General features: G+C 61.3%; 17 protein-coding genes and 1 pseudogene. 12 read left to right on the top strand and 6 right to left on the bottom strand.

Annotated elements, in window-relative coordinates; genetic code table 11:
* Positions 1-4: 4 nt before the first annotated feature.
* The 3 genes and pseudogenes from LOY50_RS26225 to LOY50_RS26235 form a co-directional block, all read left to right on the top strand.
* A pseudogene (locus LOY50_RS26225) lies at positions 5-292 on the top strand (PIN domain-containing protein); the annotation flags it as partial.
* Between the two features lie 77 nt (positions 293-369).
* Positions 370-2805 carry a sulfite exporter TauE/SafE family protein gene (locus LOY50_RS26230; RefSeq protein ID WP_408980875.1) on the top strand — a complete coding sequence of 812 codons (2436 nt, stop codon included), beginning with the start codon at positions 370-372 and terminating at the stop codon, positions 2803-2805.
* A gap of 36 nt (positions 2806-2841) precedes the next feature.
* Positions 2842-3303 carry an Lrp/AsnC family transcriptional regulator gene (locus tag LOY50_RS26235; protein ID WP_018607342.1) on the top strand — a complete coding sequence of 154 codons (462 nt, stop codon included), beginning with the start codon at positions 2842-2844 and terminating at the stop codon, positions 3301-3303.
* Between the two features lie 43 nt (positions 3304-3346).
* Here LOY50_RS26235 and LOY50_RS26240 read toward each other — a convergent pair whose 3' ends face one another.
* The gene (locus tag LOY50_RS26240; protein ID WP_024616743.1) at positions 3347-3661 is read right to left on the bottom strand and encodes an XRE family transcriptional regulator; all 315 of its coding nucleotides are present in this window, start codon (positions 3659-3661) and stop codon (positions 3347-3349) included.
* The gene (locus LOY50_RS26245) at positions 3654-4019 is read right to left on the bottom strand and encodes a type II toxin-antitoxin system RelE/ParE family toxin (protein WP_214509864.1); all 366 of its coding nucleotides are present in this window, start codon (positions 4017-4019) and stop codon (positions 3654-3656) included. Before LOY50_RS26245 ends, LOY50_RS26240 begins: the two co-directional genes overlap by 8 nt.
* 363 nt (positions 4020-4382) lie before the next feature.
* Between LOY50_RS26245 and LOY50_RS26250 the strand changes: the two genes are divergently transcribed.
* From LOY50_RS26250 to LOY50_RS26290, 9 genes are all read left to right on the top strand, one after another.
* A complete protein-coding gene (locus LOY50_RS26250) occupies positions 4383-6065 on the top strand; it encodes an NAD(P)/FAD-dependent oxidoreductase (RefSeq protein ID WP_258689544.1) in 1683 nt (560 codons plus the stop codon).
* 12 nt (positions 6066-6077) lie between these two features.
* Positions 6078-6872: a carbon-nitrogen hydrolase family protein gene (locus LOY50_RS26255; protein ID WP_258689545.1), complete on the top strand. Its 795-nt coding sequence runs from the start codon at positions 6078-6080 to the stop codon at positions 6870-6872.
* 62 nt (positions 6873-6934) lie between these two features.
* A complete protein-coding gene (pqqF, locus tag LOY50_RS26260) occupies positions 6935-9376 on the top strand; it encodes a pyrroloquinoline quinone biosynthesis protein PqqF (protein WP_258689546.1) in 2442 nt (813 codons plus the stop codon).
* Between the two features lie 170 nt (positions 9377-9546).
* Entirely contained in the window at positions 9547-9621 is a 75-nt protein-coding gene (gene pqqA, locus LOY50_RS26265; protein ID WP_003177660.1) for a pyrroloquinoline quinone precursor peptide PqqA, read from the top strand.
* Positions 9622-9701: 80 nt separating this feature from the next.
* The gene (pqqB, locus tag LOY50_RS26270) at positions 9702-10613 is read left to right on the top strand and encodes a pyrroloquinoline quinone biosynthesis protein PqqB (RefSeq protein WP_053189961.1); all 912 of its coding nucleotides are present in this window, start codon (positions 9702-9704) and stop codon (positions 10611-10613) included.
* A 226-nt stretch (positions 10614-10839) separates the two neighbouring features.
* The gene (gene pqqC, locus LOY50_RS26275; protein ID WP_253469969.1) at positions 10840-11592 is read left to right on the top strand and encodes a pyrroloquinoline-quinone synthase PqqC; all 753 of its coding nucleotides are present in this window, start codon (positions 10840-10842) and stop codon (positions 11590-11592) included.
* Positions 11589-11864 carry a pyrroloquinoline quinone biosynthesis peptide chaperone PqqD gene (pqqD, locus tag LOY50_RS26280; RefSeq protein WP_258689547.1) on the top strand — a complete coding sequence of 92 codons (276 nt, stop codon included), beginning with the start codon at positions 11589-11591 and terminating at the stop codon, positions 11862-11864. The genes pqqC and pqqD overlap by 4 nt, the downstream gene beginning before the upstream one ends.
* The gene (gene pqqE / locus LOY50_RS26285) at positions 11836-13005 is read left to right on the top strand and encodes a pyrroloquinoline quinone biosynthesis protein PqqE (RefSeq protein ID WP_258689548.1); all 1170 of its coding nucleotides are present in this window, start codon (positions 11836-11838) and stop codon (positions 13003-13005) included. Before pqqD ends, pqqE begins: the two co-directional genes overlap by 29 nt.
* Positions 12971-14800, top strand: a complete 1830-nt coding sequence (locus tag LOY50_RS26290; RefSeq protein WP_258689549.1) for a S9 family peptidase — start codon at positions 12971-12973, stop codon at positions 14798-14800. Before pqqE ends, LOY50_RS26290 begins: the two co-directional genes overlap by 35 nt.
* A 142-nt stretch (positions 14801-14942) precedes the next feature.
* Here LOY50_RS26290 and LOY50_RS26295 read toward each other — a convergent pair whose 3' ends face one another.
* From LOY50_RS26295 to LOY50_RS26310, 4 genes are all read right to left on the bottom strand, one after another.
* The gene (locus tag LOY50_RS26295) at positions 14943-15101 is read right to left on the bottom strand and encodes a YqaE/Pmp3 family membrane protein (protein ID WP_003177654.1); all 159 of its coding nucleotides are present in this window, start codon (positions 15099-15101) and stop codon (positions 14943-14945) included.
* Positions 15102-15445: 344 nt separating this feature from the next.
* Complete coding sequence (locus tag LOY50_RS26300; protein WP_258689550.1) at positions 15446-17224, bottom strand: acyl-CoA dehydrogenase C-terminal domain-containing protein; 1779 nt, start codon at positions 17222-17224, stop codon at positions 15446-15448.
* 217 nt (positions 17225-17441) lie between these two features.
* Positions 17442-19238 (bottom strand): acyl-CoA dehydrogenase C-terminal domain-containing protein, encoded by a 1797-nt coding sequence (locus LOY50_RS26305; protein ID WP_258689551.1) that lies wholly within the window; start codon positions 19236-19238, stop codon positions 17442-17444.
* Between the two features lie 91 nt (positions 19239-19329).
* A complete protein-coding gene (locus tag LOY50_RS26310) occupies positions 19330-20619 on the bottom strand; it encodes a GGDEF domain-containing protein (RefSeq protein WP_258689552.1) in 1290 nt (429 codons plus the stop codon).
* Positions 20620-20961: the final 342 nt, after the last annotated feature.

Below are 20961 nucleotides of genomic sequence, written 5' to 3' on the forward strand. Positions count from 1 at the left end.
CGGCGTGCTTGCTGCAGCCATCAAATGCAACGCATCTGTCATCGTCAATTTTAACCTTAAGGACTTTCCAAAGAGCGCTCTCGAAGCATTTGATATCGAGCCTTTGCACCCTGACGATTTTGTTGCCGACCTTTGGGATATAGACCAGGCGGCTGTTCTCGAAGCAGCACAGCGGCAGCGCTCGTCCTTGAAAAATCCGTCGCACAGTGCGCGGCAATACCTCGACAAGCTACTCCAACAAAAGCTCCCCGAAACTGTAAAGTTGCTCTCCAAATTTGAATTCCTGATTTGACGATTGCTGCCAAGGACTTGAGGCTACAACGATGAATTAACATCTCATCCCACGTCCGTACCTGTTACTCAACCTCTATCACCGAGACGCCCATCATCGCCAGCCCCAGCCTCCCCCGACTGTTTCTTGAACTGTTCTGGCAACTCGGCATCCTGCTGGTGCCGGCCTTTTTCGTCACCGTGCTGCCGCCCCCATTGGCTTTGCTGGCGGTGGTGTTCCTTGGGCTGCTGATGGGCCTTGCCGCTCGCCTGGGCTTTTTGGCGATGGGCCGAGGCATCGCCCGGTTGACGGTCGGCGCCGTGTTTGGCCTGGGTTTCAGCCTGGGCCGGGCGTTGCCTGAGTGGTGGGGCATTTTGGTGGCGATTGTCGGCATCATCGTAGGGCTCGCCTGCGTCAGTAGCTGGGAACGACGCCTTGGGTTGGCGCCCGTTTCCAGCAAAGGACCGAGCGCCTGGGGCGGAAGCGAACCGCAACTGACCCCTGAAGGCGAGCCGATCCGGGTGTTCAACCACAGCGAGATCGCCATGGGTGGCCCTACCTATTGCGATTATCTGTTCCCCGACGGTGTGCTCCTGCAAGGCCTTGGCTCTTCGGCCGTGTTCTCCAGCGATGGGCGTTATTTCGCCGCACCGGTACCGTCCCGGCAGGCATGGGGACTGGTAGTCCTCGACCGTCAGCAACGCCTGCTGTACCGCTGCGCCGACAGCGAGCTTTGGGAGTTGGACGCTTTTGACCTCGACCGCTTGAGTGGACGCCATAGCCCACTGGTGGATAACAGCGTTCGCGAAACCCGGCTCGATGAGCTGCTGCAAACCGCCAGCGTCACCCATCTGGTGCCTGTCGCCGATCTGTGGCTGGAAGCCGATTGTCATCCTGAGCAAACCTTCGAACGACGCTCCGCTGATGGCCAGCAATGCCTGCTGGGCAATCTTTCATTACCTTCGACCTTCCGTGACCAGACCCAGCCATTGGAGCCCCTGCTTTCGCCGCGTTATGCCATCAACATCAACGGAGCACCGTCCGGCCTGCTGATGGCAGCAGACGCACCGTTGGTATGGAGCGCCGATCAACGCGCCCTGGTGTGCCTGGCCCAACAGCAAAGCGGTCACGAGGAAGGCGACCGGTATTGGTTATGGCAGCTCGACACCGGCTGGCGCGCCCTGCCCTCGCCGTGGGTGAAGAGTGCTGCTGAACCGTCCTTCTACTGGCATGAGTTGCTGAGCCTCGACGCGCACCATGTGCATATCGGCGCGTACCTCGACTATCCGCGACCGGGTTCCGGCCGGTATGGCTACCGTCTGGACAGCATCCACAGCGATACCGAAACCCAGGCCGGTCATGACGCCCAGGGTCGCGTACAGGTTGCTGAGTTCAAACTGACCCGCACGGCCATTGTGATGCCATTGGACAGCCGGGGCCTGCGCGGTGACTCGTACATCGAGACGCAGCCGCTGCTGGGTGGCGCATGCGCCCAGCTCATCTGGCTTTGCGACAATCACGAGGGGCTTGGCGGTTATCGCTGCCAGATCGGTGATTGGCACTTGCCAGGCAGTTGGCTGCTGGATCATCGCGTCTCTGACTGCGGGCGTTACCTGGCACTGCTGCCCTTTGCAGACTCAACGACAGTGACCACCCATGCGGTCATTGCAGATGTGAAGGATCGACTCCTGCTGGAAGGCCCCTCCATGTGGGTGGAACGGATACTCGACTTTCGGGATGGCCGCTTGAGTCTGGCAGTGGTGGCCGGTCGTCTTGACCACGACCTGGACAGCAGCGCACTGCAACGCTTCAACATCCCTGCGCCACCGATCGGCAGCGACCCGTCGTTCTTTCATCCCAGCGAGCAATCCCGGCTGTTCTACAACACCGTGGACCTGCAGGTGACAAACTCACAACTGCACAGCGTTGCCCCCTGGCGCCTGGTGGATCGTCCGCAAGTGGCCAACGCCGACGGTGACTTCATCCAGCCCGCCCCCGACCGTCAGGATGCCGCCTGGCTGTTCGGCAGCGAAACGGAATATGCCGACAGTTGGGTGCGTGCGCAGACACCCCGGCTCGGAGGCCATCTGCTGACAGCCTCAGGCTGCGCGTTGGTCGACCTGGCACCGTCGATGACCTGGTCGACGGATAGCCGCTACCTGGCCCTGACCTGCATGGCAACCGATGTGACAGAACAGTGTGGAAGTTATCGAGGCTGGCAATTGCTGCTCCTGGATGTCCAGGAACACACGTTGCGGGTGCATCCGCAGTGGCTGGGCAACCGGCCGCTGTTTGAAAGCTTCGACGCCGAGCAGCTGCATGTACGGTGTTTCGAGCGCGATTGGGAAGCGCAAGACAACGACGACCCAGGTTCAGTGCAGTCGTTCTCGCTGGATCTCTTGTTGCAGTTGCCCACCGAACAGCTGGTTTGCCAGGACGGTTTCTGGTTCAGGGCTTCACAGGTACACCTGGCCCCCGCCTGGCACGCACTGGCTTTGCCTGCCATTGGCTATTTCGCACGTGAGAGCCTGTAACATGCTCGCCATCGAATGCCTGCGCCGGAGCCCACTTTGACTGATACCCGCCCTCCCGTCCTCGACGAAATCGACCGGCAGCTGATCGCGGCGCTGCAAATCAACGCCCGGGAAAGCGTCGCCATGCTCGCCCGGCAACTGGGTATCGCCCGCACGACCGTGACCTCGCGGCTGGCACGCCTGGAAAAGACCAAGGTGATTACCGGGTATGGCGTGCGCCTGGGGCAACGAGTGATTGACGGTGGCTTGCAGGCTTACGTCGGCATCAAGGTCCAGCCGCGTTCCGGCAAGGACGTGCTGCGGCGCCTGAGCGCCATGGCCCAGGTACAGCAGCTGTGCGCGGTCAGCGGTGAGTTCGACTATGTCGCCTGGTTGCGCACGGACTCGCCGGAACAGCTGGACCAGTTGCTGGACCAGATCGGCAGCGTGGACGGCGTGGAAAAGACCACCACCTCGATCATCCTCAGCAGCAAAATCGATCGAGGCCAGCCAGTCTAAGCCCTGCGTCACTTAGCCTGTGGCCCTCAGGGAACAACGCAAGTTATGGTGTCGGATGGGAGAAATTTTCGATCCTGACCTGCCCCTCCGGAAAGGTCGCGATAATCTCCAATTCCCCCCCCATCGCCCGGATGTAGTTGCGCAATGTGCTGATGTACATGTCCGTACGGCGCTCCATTTTCGAGACTGCCGCCTGGTTGATATGCAATGCCTTGGCCAAAGCCTCCTGGCTCAACTCCTGCGCCTGACGCAACTCGTGCAACGGCATTTCTGCACGCAACTGCTGATACAGAGCCTGTGCACGAGCCTGGGAGTCAGGCGAACGACGCGCCATCAAATCGGAAAATTTCTTAGCCATGGTCAAAGCCCTCTCTCTTCAATACTTCCAAATGCTCGTCATAGAGGCGTTCGGCCAAAGGCACATAGTCCTGATACCAACGGTCCTGGCCGGTTTTATCTCCCCCGATCAGCAGGATGGCGCAGCGTCGTGGATCAAACGCATAGAGCACACGATAAGGCCTACCTGCATGTTGCACCCGTAACTCACGAAGGTTGCCATGACGCGAACCTTTGATATCACTGGTGTGAGGAAAGCCCAGATACGGCCCGGTATCGCCGAGCAGCATCACCGAGACCTGTACCGAGTCTTGCTCTGACTCACTGAGACGGTCCCACCACAACTCAAATTCGTCAGTGTATTCAACGTCCCATTTCATACAAATATGCCACCCAGGATATATAACCTCAAGGGAATACCCATAGGAGTTTCGGCGGGTATCTGTTGCTGTTGATCGCGCGGACAATTGTCAGGGAGCGTTTCTGTGGGAGCGAGCTTGCTCGCGATGGCGTCAATCCAGCCAACACCGTCATGGACTGACATACTGCTATCGCGAGCAAGCTCGCTCCCACAGTGGACAGATTTCGTCATTATGATTTATGAACAAATCATAATGACTGCTATGCGCTCAAAACGACGACATATTGTGTCTTATTAACGTGTTCTACCCTCCCTAGAATGGCTGGCATCTTTCCTATACTCAGACACGAACACCGCGTCGAGTCGCCCACCAAGGTCAGCCATGAACAAGAACAATCGCCACCCAGCAGACGGCAAAAAGCCCATCACCATTTTCGGGCCGGACTTTCCTTTCGCCTTTGACGACTGGATCGAGCATCCGGCTGGCCTGGGCAGCATTCCCACCCACAACCACGGTACCGAAGTGGCGATTGTCGGTGCCGGAATCGCCGGTCTGGTGGCGGCGTACGAGCTGATGAAGCTGGGTCTCAAGCCCGTGGTCTACGAGGCGTCGAAGATGGGTGGGCGCCTGCGCTCACAAGCGTTCAATGGCGCCGAAGGGGTGATCGCCGAGCTGGGCGGCATGCGTTTTCCAGTGTCATCCACCGCGTTCTACCATTACGTCGACAAGCTGGGCCTGGAGACCAAACCGTTTCCCAACCCGCTGACCCCGGCGTCCGGCAGCACGGTCATCGACCTGGAAGGCCAGACCTACTACGCACAAAAACTGGCCGACCTTCCCGCACTGTTCCAGGAAGTCGCCGACGCCTGGGCCGATGCGCTGGAGGATGGCTCACGCTTCGGCGACATCCAGCAGGCGATCCGCGACCGCGACGTGCCACGCCTCAAGGAGCTGTGGAACACCCTGGTGCCCCTGTGGGACGACCGCACCTTCTACGACTTTGTCGCCACCTCCAAGGCCTTCGCCAAGCTCTCTTTCCAGCACCGCGAAGTGTTCGGCCAGGTCGGTTTCGGCACCGGCGGCTGGGATTCGGACTTCCCCAATTCGATGCTGGAAATCTTCCGTGTCGTGATGACCAACTGTGACGACCACCAGCACCTGGTGGTCGGCGGCGTCGAGCAGGTGCCCCACGGTATCTGGAACCACGTGCCGGAACGCTGCGTGCACTGGCCGCAAGGGACCAGCCTGAATTCGTTGCACCTGGGCGCCCCTCGCAGCGGCGTGAAGCGCATCGCCCGCGCGGCCGATGGCCGGTTCAGCGTGACCGACGTCTGGGACAACACCCGCGAGTACGCCGCGGTGCTGGTCACCTGCCAGAGCTGGCTGCTGACCACCCAGATCGAATGTGAAGAAGCGCTGTTCTCGCAAAAAATGTGGATGGCCCTGGACCGCACCCGCTACATGCAATCGTCGAAGACCTTCGTGATGGTCGACCGGCCATTCTGGAAGGACAAGGACCCGGAGACCGGCCGCGACCTGATGAGCATGACCCTGACCGACCGCCTGACCCGCGGCACCTATCTGTTCGACAACGGGGACGACAAGCCAGGGGTGATTTGCCTGTCGTATTCCTGGATGAGCGACGCGCTGAAAATGCTCCCGCACCCGGTGGAAAAACGCGTGAAGCTGGCCCTCGATGCCCTGAAGAAAATCTATCCCAAGGTGGACATCGCCGCCCGGATCATCGGCGATCCGATCACCGTGTCCTGGGAGGCCGACCCGCATTTCCTCGGCGCGTTCAAGGGCGCCCTGCCCGGCCACTATCGCTACAACCAGCGCATGTATGCGCATTTCATGCAGGACGACATGCCGGCCGAACAACGCGGGATCTTTATCGCCGGCGATGACGTCTCATGGACACCGGCCTGGGTCGAAGGCGCGGTACAGACCTCACTCAATGCCGTGTGGGGAATCATGAAGCACTTCGGCGGTGAAACTCACGCCGAGAACCCGGGTCCAGGTGATGTGTTCAATGAGATCGGTCCGATCGCCCTGCCCGAATAAAAGGAGTTATTGATGCGTGTAGCCCTCTACCAATGCCCGCCGCTGCCACTGGATCCGGCCGGCAACCTGCAACGCCTGCACCAGGTGGCGCTGGAGGCCAGGGGCGCCGATGTGCTGGTGCTGCCGGAGATGTTCATGACCGGCTACAACATCGGCGTCGACGCGGTGAATGTATTGGCCGAGGTCTACAACGGCGAGTGGGCGCAACAGATCGCCCGCATTGCCAAGGCCGCCGGCCTGGCGATTGTCTATGGCTACCCTGAGCGCGGCGAAGACGGGCAGATCTACAACGCAGTTCAGCTGATCGACGCCCAGGGCGAGCGCCTGGCCAACTACCGCAAGAGCCACCTGTTCGGCGATCTCGATCACGCCATGTTCAGCGCCGGCGACGCCGCATTGCCCATCGTCGAGCTCAACGGCTGGAAGCTCGGCCTCCTGATCTGCTACGACCTGGAGTTTCCGGAAAATGCCCGACGCCTGGTCCTGGCCGGTGCCGAGCTGATCCTGGTGCCGACCGCCAACATGCAACCCTACGAATTCATCGCCGACGTCACCGTGCGGGCCCGGGCCATCGAGAACCAGTGTTTCGTGGCATACGCCAACTACTGCGGCCACGAAGGTGAATTGCAGTATTGCGGCCAAAGCAGCATCGCCGCACCGAATGGCAGCCGCCCGGCCCTTGCGGGGCTGGATGAGGCCTTGATCGTCGGAGAACTGGATCGACAACTGATGGACGATTCCCGCGCGGCCTACAACTACCTGCACGATCGCCGCCCCGAGCTTTACGGCGACCTGCACAAACACTGATTGAGGATTGAGAACGCGGCCTAATCCGCTAGCATGAGCGCATCTTTGTTCTGGAAGCGCTCATGCCGGCCCCCGACTCCCTCCGCCCCCACACTGAAACCCTGGCCAACGGCTTGCGGGTGACATTGCGTCACGTCCCAGGCCTCAAGCGTAGCGCTGCAGTGCTGCGAGTCGCGGCTGGCAGCCATGACGCGCCCCTGGCCTGGCCGGGATTGGCGCACTTGCTCGAGCATCTGTTCTTCCTCGGCACCGAGCGTTTTCCCGCTGGGGAGAACCTGATGGCCTACGTGCAGCGCCATGGCGGCCAGGTCAATGCGCGCACCAGCGAACGCACCACGGATTTTTTCTTCGAATTGCCACCTGCAACCTTCGCCGACGGACTGGAACGGCTGGGGAACATGCTCGCTCACCCACGCCTGGATGAGGCCGATCAGGTGCGCGAACGGGAAGTACTGCACGCCGAGTTCATCGCCTGGTCCCAGGATGCTACAGCCCAGCGCCAGCTTGCCTTGCATGACGGCCTGTCGGAGACCCATCCACTGGGGGGTTTTCATGCCGGCAATCGCGATAGCCTGGCGGTGATGCAAGCCGAATTCCAAAGCGCATTGCACGACTTCTATCGCCGCTTTTACCAGAGCGGCCAGATGACCCTGAGCCTGGTCGGCCCGCAGAGCATCGACGCCTTGAAAGCGCTGGCTGAACAGTTCGACAGCCACATACCTGCCGGCGAAGCGCTTGCCAGGCCGGCACCACCAAGGTTGATGGCATCGTCCCAGACGAGTTATCAACAGGCCCGCGAGGGTTGCCTTGATCTGCTGTTCGCCTTCGAAGACTTGCCCGCTGCCTCGCCTCAAGCCCTGGATTTTCTGTGTACGTGGCTGAACTCCAGCAAACCGGGCGGCTTGCTCGCCACGTTGCGTCAGCGCGACCTGGCTGACAGCCTCAAGGCCACCGCGCTGTATGAGTTTGCCGGGCAGGCGCTGCTGCACATCGAATTCAAGCACGCCAACGCTCCGGCAGCGGCGCAAATCCAAGCATTGCTGCACGACTGGCTGGGGTTCTTTGCCGCCCAGGACGACTGGGCGCCGTTGCGCGAGGAGTTCACCGCACTGTTGCAGCGCCGGCAAGAGACAGGATCGGCCTTGCAGGTGGCCCGCTGGGACGGTGAAGGACGTGACGGGCCGCTGTTGGCAAACGACCTGGTGAAGCTCAGGGAAATCCTCAAGCAACTGCACCCGGCCGATAACGTCGCGGGACAATGGCAACTGCCCGCGCCCAATCCGTTCCTGCAAACGCCAAGCGAAGCGCCCCGCGCCGGGCTGATACGCGGCCAGACCAGCGCCCACCGCGGCTTGCGAACCTTCGCCCAGGACCGCTCCCGGGGTCGTCGGGAACGCTCGCCCATGCAGTTCAGCCAGGCGCTGCCTGACAATGGTCGTGAAGGCGCGGTGTACCTGCGCTGGCAACTGACGACCCAGGCACCGCTGGACTTTCAATCCAGGCTCGACCGGCACCTGCAGGATATGCGGGAGGATGCTCGCCAGGCCGGTGTGGACGTCAGCTTCGAGCCCTCCGGTCATCAATGGCTGCTGAAACTGGTTGGCTTACAGGTGCCGATACCGTTGGTGCTCGAACACGTTCTGACGAAGCTTGCGCAACCGCTGCCAATGGCCCTGGCCAGTCACGAAACCCCGCCGATGCCGATTCGGCATCTGTTGAAGGCGCTGCCAGATCACTGCCGCCACAACCGCCAAGCGTCAGCGTTGCCAATGCCCGAAAGCGACCAAAGCGTGTGGACAACGGCCCGATGGGACGGGCTGTCCATCGGCCTGTCGGCGGCCACCCAAGGAGCGTTGGGCCCTGCGTTGGCCCGAGTGCCGGGCATTGCCGGCGATGAAGCCAGCCTGGCGCCGGCACCTCGCGGGCAACGCCTCTGGCATACGCTCCAGACTCACGGCGAAGAACCGGCCGTGTTGCTGTTTTGCCCGACAGCCACCCCGACACTGGCCGACGAAGCCGCCTGGCGATTGCTGGCACAGCTGTGCCAGACGCCGTTCTACCAGCGCCTGCGCGTCGAGTTGCAGTTGGGTTATGCGGTGTTCAGTGGGTTGAAGCAGATCGACGGGCAAACGGGGATGTTGTTCGGCGTCCAATCGCCCAGCCTTTCGGCGACGCAACTGAGCGCCCACATCGAACAGTTCCTGGCCGGGTTACCGGCGTTGCTCCAGCAACTCGATGATGTCTCCCTGACCGGCCAGCAGCAGGCGCTTGCCGCCCAACTCCAGGGCACCGCCCTGCCCTGCGCCCAGGCCGCCGAACTGCTCTGGCAGGGCAAGTTGGCCGGCCACCCGTCGGATTATCTTGAGCAACTGTCCGCTGCCATCGTGTACCTGGATCGCACGCAGCTACAAATGGCCGCCCAACGCCTGATCGAGGCTGAAGGGGGATGGTATTGCCTGAGCAACGAAGCCTGCCCGGGAGAGCGCTGGCAAGCGCCGCAGTGATCATTGCAGGGGCCGTAATGAGCTTTCTTCGAGAATCGCGGCGAACGAATATGTCAGATTTAGTAACATAGGCGCCTAAGCATCTGAACATCTCCGAACGGAGGTGGACTATATGTATAGGTCTCAACCGTTCTATCTAACGAAAGCATCCCAACCAAAGGAGTATTCCCATGTCCTGGTCCAAACCCGCATATATCGACCTGCGTATCGGTTTCGAAGTCACCATGTACTTCGCCAGCCGTTGAATGCTGCAGGCGGTTAAGCACGCAGCACTACGCCTCGGCCAGCCGAGGCGTTTTTATTTCGGTTTGCAGATGGAGCAGCCATGTTCGTCCAGATTCTAGGTTCTGCCGCCGGTGGCGGTTTCCCCCAGTGGAACTGCAACTGCGCCAATTGCGCAGGTTTTCGCGACGGCAGCCTGCGGGCCCAGGCGCGCACCCAATCGTCCATCGCCCTGTCCGATGACGGTGTGAACTGGGTGCTGTGCAACGCCTCCCCGGACATTCGCGCCCAGCTCCAGGCGTTCGCCCCGATGCAGCCGGGCCGGGCCCTGCGCGACACCGGCATTGGCGCGATCATCCTGATGGACAGCCAGATCGACCACACCACCGGCCTGCTCAGCCTGCGTGAAGGTTGCCCGCATCAAGTCTGGTGCACCGACATGGTCCATGAAGACTTGAGCACGGGCTTTCCGCTGTTCAACATGTTGACCCACTGGAACGGCGGGTTGAGCTGGAATCGCATCGAACTCGACCAGAGCTTCACCATCGCCGCCTGCCCGAACCTGCGCTTCACCCCACTGCCCCTGCGCAGCGCCGCACCGCCCTATTCACCGCATCGCTTCGACCCGCACCCGGGCGACAATATCGGGCTGATCGTCGAAGACCTGCGCACGGGTGGCAAACTGTTCTATGCCCCGGGCCTGGGCAAGGTCGACGAGTCGTTGTTGGCGATCATGGCCGGCAGCGATTGTCTGCTGGTGGACGGTACGATGTGGGACGACGATGAAATGCAGCGCCGTGGCGTCGGCACCCGCACTGGCCGGGAAATGGGCCACCTGGCCCAGAATGGCCCCGGCGGTATGCTGGAAGTACTGGAACAAGTGCCTGGGCCGCGCAAAGTCCTTATCCATATCAACAACACCAACCCGATCCTGGACGAAGATTCGCCCGAGCGGGCTGAACTTGTACGTCGAAAGATTGAAGTGTCCTACGACGGAATGAGTATTGAGTTGTAAGAAGGGCGGAACGATTGTGGGGGTGAAGTTGTGGTGTGTCAGCCAGGCATGATCCAGCTGGACAGGCCCCATCGCGAGCAAGCTCGCTCCCACACTGGTTTTGCTGTGAATCAGATATCCAATGCAACTCGAACTACTGTGGGAGCGAGCTTGCTCCGGGCGGCGATCCGACGATGGGGCCAGCCCTGACGCCACAGAACCCACGGGCATTTCCCGGAGAACCAAAATGACTGACACCCCCCTGTCCCCCGCCGAGTTCGAAGCCGCCCTGCGTGCCAAGGGCGCGTATTACCACATCCATCACCCGTATCACGTGGCGATGTATGAAGGCCGCGCGACTCGCGAGCAGATCCAGGGCTGGGTCGCGAACCGTTTCTACTATCAGGTGAACATCCCGCTCAAGGATGCCGCGATCCTGGCCAACTGCCCTGACCGGGAAATCCGCCGCGAGTGGATCCAGCGCCTGCTCGACCATGACGGCGCTCCCGGCGAAGACGGCGGCATCGAAGCCTGGTTGCGGCTGGGCCAGGCGGTGGGCCTGGACCCCGATCAACTGCGCTCCCAGGAGCTGGTGCTGCCCGGGGTGCGTTTCGCCGTGGATGCCTATGTCAACTTCGCCCGCCGGGCCTGCTGGCAGGAAGCCGCCAGCAGCTCGTTGACCGAACTGTTCGCCCCACAGATCCACCAGTCGCGCCTGGACAGTTGGCCCCAGCATTACCCATGGATCGACCCGACCGGCTATGAGTACTTCCGCACCCGCCTGGGCCAGGCCCGGCGTGATGTAGAACATGGCCTGGCGATCACTTTGCAGCACTACACCACCCGCCAAGGTCAGGAGCGCATGCTGGAGATTCTCCAGTTCAAGCTGGACATCCTCTGGAGCATGCTCGATGCCATGAGCATGGCCTACGAATTGAACCGCCCGCCCTATCACAGCGTGACCGGGCAACGGGTGTGGCACAAAGGGATCACCTTATGAGTTTCGACCGCAGCAAAACCCCGCGCTGGCGCCCCGGCTATCGTTTCCAGTACGAACCGGCCCAGAAAGGCCACGTGCTGCTCTATCCTGAAGGCATGATCAAGCTGAACGACAGCGCTGCGCTGATCGGTGACCTGATCGATGGTGAACGGGATGTCGCGGCCATCATCGGCGAGTTGGCGAAGCAGTTTCCCGACGTGCCGGAACTCGGTGACGACATCGAGCAATTCATGGAGGTCGCCCGTGCACAGCACTGGATCGAACTTGCCTGAGAGCACCGGTCTGCCGCCCAAGCCTGAAGTCGGCTTGCCGCTGTGGTTGCTGGCGGAGCTGACCTATCGTTGCCCGCTGCAATGCCCGTACTGCTCCAACCCGCTGGACTTTGCCGAGCAAGGCAAGGAGCTGAGCACCGAGCAATGGTTCAAGGTCTTTCGCGAAGCCCGCGAGATGGGCGCCGCACAGCTGGGTTTTTCCGGCGGCGAGCCGTTGGTGCGCCAGGACCTCGCCGAGTTGATCGGCGAGGCGCGCAAGCTGGGTTTCTATACCAACCTGATTACCTCTGGCATCGGCTTGACCGAACAGAAAATCAGCGACTTCAAAAAGGCCGGCCTGGACCATATCCAGATCAGCTTCCAGGCCAGCGACGAACAGGTGAACAACCTCCTGGCCGGCTCGAAGAAAGCCTTCGCGCAAAAACTGGAAATGGCCCGGGCGGTGAAGGCCCACGGCTATCCGATGGTGCTGAACTTCGTGACCCATCGGCACAACATCGACAAGATCGATCGCATCATCGAGCTGTGCATCGCCCTGGAAGCCGACTTCGTCGAGCTCGCCACATGCCAGTTCTACGGCTGGGCGCAGCTCAACCGCGTCGGCCTGCTGCCCACCCGGGAGCAACTGGTACGCGCCGAGCGTGTCACCAACGAGTACCGCGCCAAGCTGCAAGCGCAAGGCAATCCGTGCAAGCTGATCTTCGTCACGCCGGACTACTATGAAGAACGCCCCAAGGGCTGCATGAACGGCTGGGGCAGCATTTTCCTCACCGTCACGCCGGACGGCACGGCATTGCCCTGTCACGGTGCCCGCCAGCTGCCGGTGCAGTTTCCCAACGTGCGCGACCACAGCATGCAGCACATCTGGTACGACTCGTTCGGCTTCAACCGCTTCCGCGGTTATGACTGGATGCCCGAGCCGTGCCGCTCCTGCGATGAAAAGGAAAAGGACTTCGGCGGCTGCCGCTGCCAGGCGTTCATGCTCACAGGCGACGCCAGCAACGCCGACCCTGTGTGCAGCAAGTCCGAACATCACGGGGTGATTCTCAAGGCGCGGGAAGACGCCGAGCACGCCACGCAAACCATCGACCAATTGGCCTTTCGCAATGAACGAAACTCGCGCCTCATCGCTAAAGGCTGAGCCTTTCAGCGCCGCCCAGGCCGTTGCCGCCGGCACCGACTTCGCCGAACTGCAGCTCGGGCCTTTGGGCCTGTTCTGGAATGAATACCGCCCCGCAGACGGTGCCTGCCGGATCTGGCATTGGCAAGACGCCATGCCCCGTTGCCTGACACCGGACGGGTTCAGCGCGCGCAGCCGGGTCTATGAATATGGCGGTGGATCATTCTGCCTGAGCCATGACGGTGTGCTGTTCGTCAATGAGGCCGACCAGCAGCTGTACCACCAATCCCTGAACGACGAACGCCCCATAGCGCTGACCTCGGGTGACTGCCGTTATGGGGATCTGAGCTTCGCCGACAGTCAGGTATTGGCGGTGGAAGAACAGGCCAACCAGCATCGCCTGGTGTCGATCGGGCTGGTGGATCATCAGCGACATCTGTTGGCCGAAGGTGCAGATTTCTACGCATCACCCACCGTGAGCCCGGACGGTCAGCGGCTCGCCTGGATAGAGTGGAGCCGTCCGCATCAACCCTGGACCGCAACGCGCTTGATGCTGGCCGAGCGCAACGCTACGGGTTGGGGTGCGCCGCGCTGTGTCGCGGGCAACGGTGAAGAAGAGTCCATCCAGCAACCGCGCTTCGATGCGGCCAGTCGTCTTTATTGCCTGACTGATCGCGGTGGTTATTGGCAGCCTTGGCTGGAGTCGGCCCAGGGCCTGGAACCACTGCCTGCCGCCCAAGCCGATCACGCCCCAGCGCCGTGGCAACTGGGTGGCTGCACCTGGCTGCCGCTGGGCGAACACAGGTATCTGGCCAGTTGGACCGAAGCGGGTTTCGGGCGCCTGGGCCTGTGCCACGGTGACGATACCGATGAGGACTTCACCGGCACCTACACCCGCTTTCGTAGCCTGGCGCTGGATGAGCGGTTCATCTACGCCGTTGCAGCCTCGCCGACCCGCCCATCGGCGGTCATTACCATTGAGCGGCATAACCACGAAGTGGCCGTGCTGGCCGGCGGCGTCACGCCATTGCCCGTCGAACAGATCAGCCGTCCTCGCACCCTGCGCTATCCATCCGCGTCAGGCGAGGCCCACGGGTTCTTCTACCCGGCCATGAACGCCCCCGCGAAGCCGCCATTGGTGGTGTTCATTCACGGCGGCCCCACCTCGGCCTGTTATCCCTTGTTCGACCCGCGTATCCAGTATTGGACCCAACGTGGCTTTGCCGTCGCCGATCTCAACTACCGCGGCAGCAGCGGCTATGGCCGGGCCTATCGGCAGGCGTTGCATTTGAGTTGGGGCGTGGTGGATGTCGAGGACGCCTGCGCGGTGGTCGCGTATCTGGACGAACAAGGCCTGGTCGATGGCCGACGTGCGTTCATTCGCGGTGGCAGTGCCGGTGGCTACACGACCCTCTGTGCCCTGGCATTCCATGATGTATTCCGGGCCGGCGCCAGCCTCTATGGCGTGAGCGATCCTGTCGCCCTGGCCCATGCTACGCACAAGTTCGAAGGTGATTATCTGGACTGGCTGATCGGCGATCCGCAACAGGACGTCGAACGCTACCACGCCCGCACCCCACTGCTGCACGCCGGGAACATCCAGGTGCCGGTGATCTTTTTCCAGGGTGAGCTGGACGTGGTGGTCGTACCGCAGCAAACCCGCGACATGGTCAGTGCTTTACAGGCCAACGGCGTGGCGGTCGAGGCGCACTACTATCCCGATGAGCGCCACGGTTTTCGCAAGGCCGCGAACCAGGCCCATGCGCTGGAGCATGAGTGGTTGTTCTATCGCAAGGTGATGGATGGCCCCACATAGGGAGATGCCAAACCAATGTGGGAGCGAGCCTGCTCGCGATAGCAATGGTCCAGTCAACATCCCTATAGACTGATACACCGCTATCGCGAGCAGGCTTGCTCCCACAGGGCTCCCAACAAATCTTTAAATTCGCGCCAGGTTCTCAGCGCTTGGCGATGATGTACACCGCATGCACGATGCCAGGGATATAACCCAGCAGCGTCAGCAGGATATTCAGCCAGAAAGCCCCGCCGAAGCCGACCTGCAGGAACACCCCCAGTGGCGGCAGCAGGATGGCGATAATGATGCGAATGAAATCCATGGATGACTCCTGATCGACGATGGCCAAATTGCCATATAGCTCATTGACCCCAGGCCGCTCGCCAGGGTTCAGTGAAACGCAACCAGAAGCAGCCTCGATGGAGGGCGCCTGCCAGGAACAAAAAACGCAGGCAAAAGAAAACCCCGCCGAAGCGGGGCTTTGCAGACTGTTTCCCTGACATCCATTTCACTCTGCCGTCCTGGCAGAATCCTACGTGTCCGTGTTGTTACTTTGCGCGTCCTGCGCTACATCCATGGAAGCTAGATTAGCCCTGGATCCAATTCGCCGATAGAGGGAAAACGCCAGCACGATGTGTAAGCTAATGCTTACACATCGTCATGATTTCAGAACTGGCCGGCTTCCAGCAGGAACAGCGACTCGCTGCCCGCCTTGACCGAAGCGCTCAAGGAATGAATACGCGGCAGCAGGCGGGCGAAATAGAACCGCGCCGTGCCCAGTTTGCTCGCGTAGAAATCATCCTGGCTTTCTTTGCCCAAGGCCGCCCTGGCCATCAGCGCCCACATGTAGGCATACGCGGTGTAGCCAAACGCCTGGAGATACTCCACCGAGGCCGCGCCGATTTCATTCGGGTTGCTTTTCGCCCGGTCCAACAGCCAGTCGGTCAACTCGTCCAGCGAGTCGACAGCGCTGTTCAACGGCTTGATGAACTCCGCCAGATCGCTGTTCGCGGTGGCCGTGAAGTGACGGATTTCATCGGCAAACAACTTGTAGAACGCACCGCCGCTGCCGACGATCTTGCGCCCCACCAGGTCCAGCGCCTGGATACCGTTGGTGCCTTCGTAGATCTGGGTGATACGCACATCGCGCACCAGTTGCTCCTGGCCCCATTCACGAATGTAACCGTGGCCGCCGAACACCTGTTGACCATGAACGGTGGTTTCCAGGCCCAGGTCGGTCAGGAAGGCCTTCGCCACCGGTGTCAGCAATGCCACCAGGTCCTCGGCGCGCTTGCGCGTGACTGGGTCTTCGCTGAACTTGGCGGTGTCCAGTTGCATCGCCACGTAGGTGGAAAAGGCCCGGCCGCCTTCGTTCGAGGCTTTCATGGTCAACAGCATCCGACGCACGTCGGGGTGGACGATGATCGGGTCAGCGACCTTGTCCTTGTTCTGCGCACCGGTTGGCGAGCGGCTTTGCAGGCGGTCACGGGCATATTCGATGGCGTTCTGGTAGGAACGCTCACCGGAGGCCAGGCCCTGGATACCGACGCCCAGGCGCTCGTAGTTCATCATGGTGAACATCGCCGCCAGGCCCTTGTTCGGCTCGCCCACCAGATAACCCACGGCTTCGTCGAAGTTCATCACGCAGGTGGCGGATGCCTGGATGCCCATCTTGTGTTCGATCGAGCCGCAGTTGGCCGCGTTGCGCGCGCCCAGGCTGCCGTCGGCATTGACCATGAACTTGGGCACCAGGAACAGCGAGATGCCCTTGGGGCCTGCCGGCGCGTCCGGCAGTTTCGCCAGCACCAGGTGAATGATGTTCTCGGTGAGGTCGTGTTCGCCGCCAGTGATGAAAATCTTCGTGCCGCTGACCTTGTAGGAACCGTCGGCCTGGGGTTCGGCCTTGGTGCGGATGATCCCCAGGTCCGTACCGGCGTGGGGCTCGGTCAGGCACATGGAACCGGCCCAGACGCCGGCGTACATGTTCGGCAGGTATGCCGCTTTCAGTTCTTCGCTGGCGTGGGCATTGATCGACAGGCAGGCGCCGGCGGTCAGCATCGGGTACAAACCGAAGGACAGGCTGGCGGAGTTGACCATTTCCTCGACCTGGGCCGAAACGGCCTTGGGCATGCCCATGCCACCGTACACCGGGTCACCGCCGACACCGACCCAACCACCTTCAGCGTAAGTCTTGTAGGCCTGTGGGAAACCTGCCGGCGTGGTGACGGCGCCGTCGGCCCAGTGGCAACCTTCTTCGTCAGCGGCGCGGCTGAGGGGCGCGATGCTTTTGCTGGTGACTTTGCCGGCTTCTTCAAGGATCGCTTCGACCGTTTCGGCATCCACGGTATCGGCCAGCGCCGGCAATTGGGCCCAGAGTTTCGCGACCTCGAACACTTCATTGAGGACGAAGCGCATATCGCGCAGGGGCGCTTTGTAGTCAGCCATGGCAAACCTCGCAGGATCTAAACAGTTGGTTCGTAAAAGACGGTTTTCGCAATGGACTGAGTGTACCTCAACAACTTTTGCGACACATAGGGTCAACTCATGACTGTTTTGTTATTTTTAGTCATCATGAAAGATCGCAGGCTTCGCCAGCTCCTACAGAGAATACGCATTTCAATGTAGGAGCTGGCGAAGCCTGCGATCTTTGGCATTCCCTCTATCAAAGCGCAAACAACTCCGCCGGCAGCTTCATCAGGCAATCACTCCCCGCCTCGACGGCAGCCCGATGGGCGGTCGTGCGCGGCAACAGGCGCTTGAAGTAAAACTCACACGTCGCCAACTTGCCCCGGCAGAAATCCCCATCACCCTGGCCACTGTCGAGTTGCGCCTGGGCCACCAAGGCCATGCGCAACCACAGGTAGGCCAGGATGATGTAGCCGCTGTACATCAGGTAATCCACGGAGGCGGCCCCCACTTCATCGGGATTCTTCATGGCAGCCATGCCGACCCGGGTGGTCAGTTCGCCCCACTGCTGGTTGAGCCCGTCGAGTTGCTCGACGTAATCCTTGAGCTGCGGATGTCCGGCATTCGCGGCGCAGAATTTGTGGACGATCCGGGTAAAACCGCGCAACAACTTGCCCTGGCTGCCCAGCACCTTGCGCCCCAGCAGATCCAGGGCCTGGATGCCATTGGTGCCCTCGTAGATCGGCGCGATGCGGCAATCTCGCACCAACTGCTCCATGCCCCACTCACGAATGAAGCCGTGACCGCCAAACACTTGCATGCCGTGGTTGGTCACCTCCAGCCCGGTGTCGGTCATGAAGGCCTTGCAGATCGGGGTGAGGAACGCCAGCAGGTCCTCGGCCTCCTGGCGGGCGGTTTCGTCCGGGCTCAGGTGCGCGGTATCGAGCAATTGCGCGGTGAAATACGTCAGCGCCCGATTGCCTTCGTTGAAGGCTTTCATGGTCAGCAACATCCTGCGCACATCTGGATGGACGATGATCGGGTCGGCGACCTTTTCCGGCGCCTTGGGGCCGGTCAGCGCGCGCATCTGCAAACGGTCGTTGGCGTATTTGATGGCGCCCTGGAAGCTCGCCTCGCCCAGACAAAGGCCCTGCATGCCGGTGCCGAGCCGGGCGTGGTTCATCATGGTGAACATGCAATTGAGGCCCTTGTTCGGCTCGCCGATCAGGAACCCCTTGGCCCCGTCGAAATTCAGCACGCAGGTGGCCGATGCCTTGATGCCCATCTTGTGCTCGATCGAGCCACAGGACACGCCATTGCGCGGTCCGGCCTCACCCGTGGCGTCGGGCAGGAACTTGGGCACGATGAACAACGAGATGCCTTTGGTCCCGGCGGGGGCGTCCGGCAACTTGGCCAGCACCAGGTGGATGATGTTATCGCTCATGTCGTGTTCGCCGGCGGAAATGAAGATCTTGCTGCCGGAGATCGCATGGCTGCCGTCGGCCTGGGGCACGGCGCGGGTCTTGATAATGCCCAGGTCGGTGCCACAGTGGGCTTCGGTCAGGCACATGGTGCCGGTCCACTGGCCGGCGGTGAGTTTACTCAGGTAGGTCTGTTTCTGTTCTGCCGTGCCGTGGGCATGGATCGCCGACATGGCGCCGTGAGTCAGGCCCGGGTACATGCCCCAGGACGTGTTGCTGGAGCCGATCATCTCGCTGATGACCAGGCCCAGGGAGCTGGGCAGGCCCTGGCCGCCATACGCCGGGTCCGCCGCCAGCCCATGCCAGCCGCCCTCCACGTATTGTGCGAAAGCCTGCTTGAAGCCTGTCGGCGTGGTGACTACGCCGTTGTCGAAATGGCAACCTTCTTCGTCACCGGAGCGATTGAGCGGCGCCAGCACGTTCTCACAGAACCTGGCACCTTCTTCGAGGATCGCGCTAACCATGTCCGGGCTGGCATCGCTGGCGCCCAGTTCGGCATAACGGCCATGGAAATCGAAGACGTGATCGATCAGAAAGCGCATGTCACGCAGCGGGGCTTTGTACTCGGGCATGGTGGTTTTCTCCGGTAGCAGATCGTTGCAACCTACTGCCGGCCACCCAGGCTCACAATCACAGTCCAGACGCTGAATGCGCCGTCATCACTCAACCCGCGGCGGCTTCCATGCGCACCGCGCCGCGGCGGTTCTGGCCGAAGGCAACCACACAGTTACGCCCCGCGCCCTTGGCGTTATACAGCGCCTGGTCGGCGGACTTGAGCACTTCTTCAGGCGTGCGTTGCTCGAGGCGTTCCGCGACGCCGATGCTGACCGTCACCGAGACGCTGGACGCACCGGCGCCAGAACGGCGCTGACGGCCTTGTTGGTCGTCCTGGGGACGACTGTCGGGGTTGCGCAGTTGGATGGCGTACGTCTCGATGGACTGGCGGATGACTTCCAAATGGGGCATGCACTCGTCGATGGTCTTGCCTGCGAACACCAGGGCAAATTCCTCACCGCCGTAGCGATACGCCCTACCGCCACCGGCGATTTTCGACAATTTGCTGGCCACCAGGCGCAGGACCTGGTCACCCACATCGTGGCCGTGGGTGTCGTTGAATTTCTTGAAGTGGTCCACGTCGCTCATCGCCAACACATAGTTGCGCCCCAGGCGCTGCATGCGTTCGTTCAGTGCCCGACGGCCTGGCAGGCCGGTGAGTTCGTCACGGAAGGCCATTTGATAGGCCTCATGGGCGACCGCCGCGGCGATCATCAACATCACCTGGCTGCACATGATGTTCAGGGTGAACGGCAGGATGAAGGTTTTCGGCAACATCCAGAACAACCCCAGCACCCCCACCAATTGCGCAGCATGCAGTGGCCGGGGGTTGCGCCAATATTGCCAGGCCAGCAGCAGGAACGCGGCGGCGAACATCGGGTAAGACAATTGGATCAAGCTCATCCAGGCGCCGTGCAACGCCGGCCAGCGGATCTCCGAAAGCCACAACAGCAAGGCTTGGGGAAAACTCTGCTCCAGGGCCAGCGCCACGCTGCCAAAGACCAGCAACACCGCGAACCGCGCCACCATGTCCTGAAACAAGTGCGTGCGCTCCTGCCACGCGGCGAACACCCCGAACAACAGCGGCAACAACAAGCAAACGAGATGGAACACCACCGCCGCGTCTTCGCGCACCTTGCCGTTATCGCGATAGAAGTCAGTCTGGGTGTCCAGCAGGAAATAGGCGATGTACACCGTGACCATCAGGAACAGTTCACGTTGACGTCGGTAGACCGCGCAATACGCCCCACCCAGCAACAACACCAACGTGGGGAGCACGTTGAACAGCGAGGTGAAGAAAACGTTGAGATCCTTGACGTAGGCAGCCGCAAGCCCCGCCAGCAACAGCAGCAATGACGGTAGGAAATGGCTGAAACGTACGGCGGAAGAACGCGGCAAGGGTAAAGCTCCGACCCGGCTAATCAAAGATGGCATTGTGCCCGCAACAGGAGCAGTAAGGCACGCGAGATATGACAGATGTCACACTGCCATCGCTGTAACGGCAGAGGGGGCGGTTTTCTTAGGGTCGAGTTGGATGAATATTGTTTCAGGATCCTAGTTGATCCCTGCGGGAGCGAGCTTGCTCGCGATAGCGGTGTGTCAGCCATGAAGGTGCTGACTGAACAAACGCCATCGCGAGCAAGCTCGCTCCCACAAGGGCCTGCGGTGGATACAGATTTTGTGGCAGACATGAAAAAGCCGCTGCTCCCGAAGACGCAGCGGCTTTTGGAAGAACCGCGT

The organism is Pseudomonas sp. B21-010 (assembly GCF_024749325.1).
GTDB lineage: Bacteria > Pseudomonadota > Gammaproteobacteria > Pseudomonadales > Pseudomonadaceae > Aquipseudomonas > Aquipseudomonas kilonensis.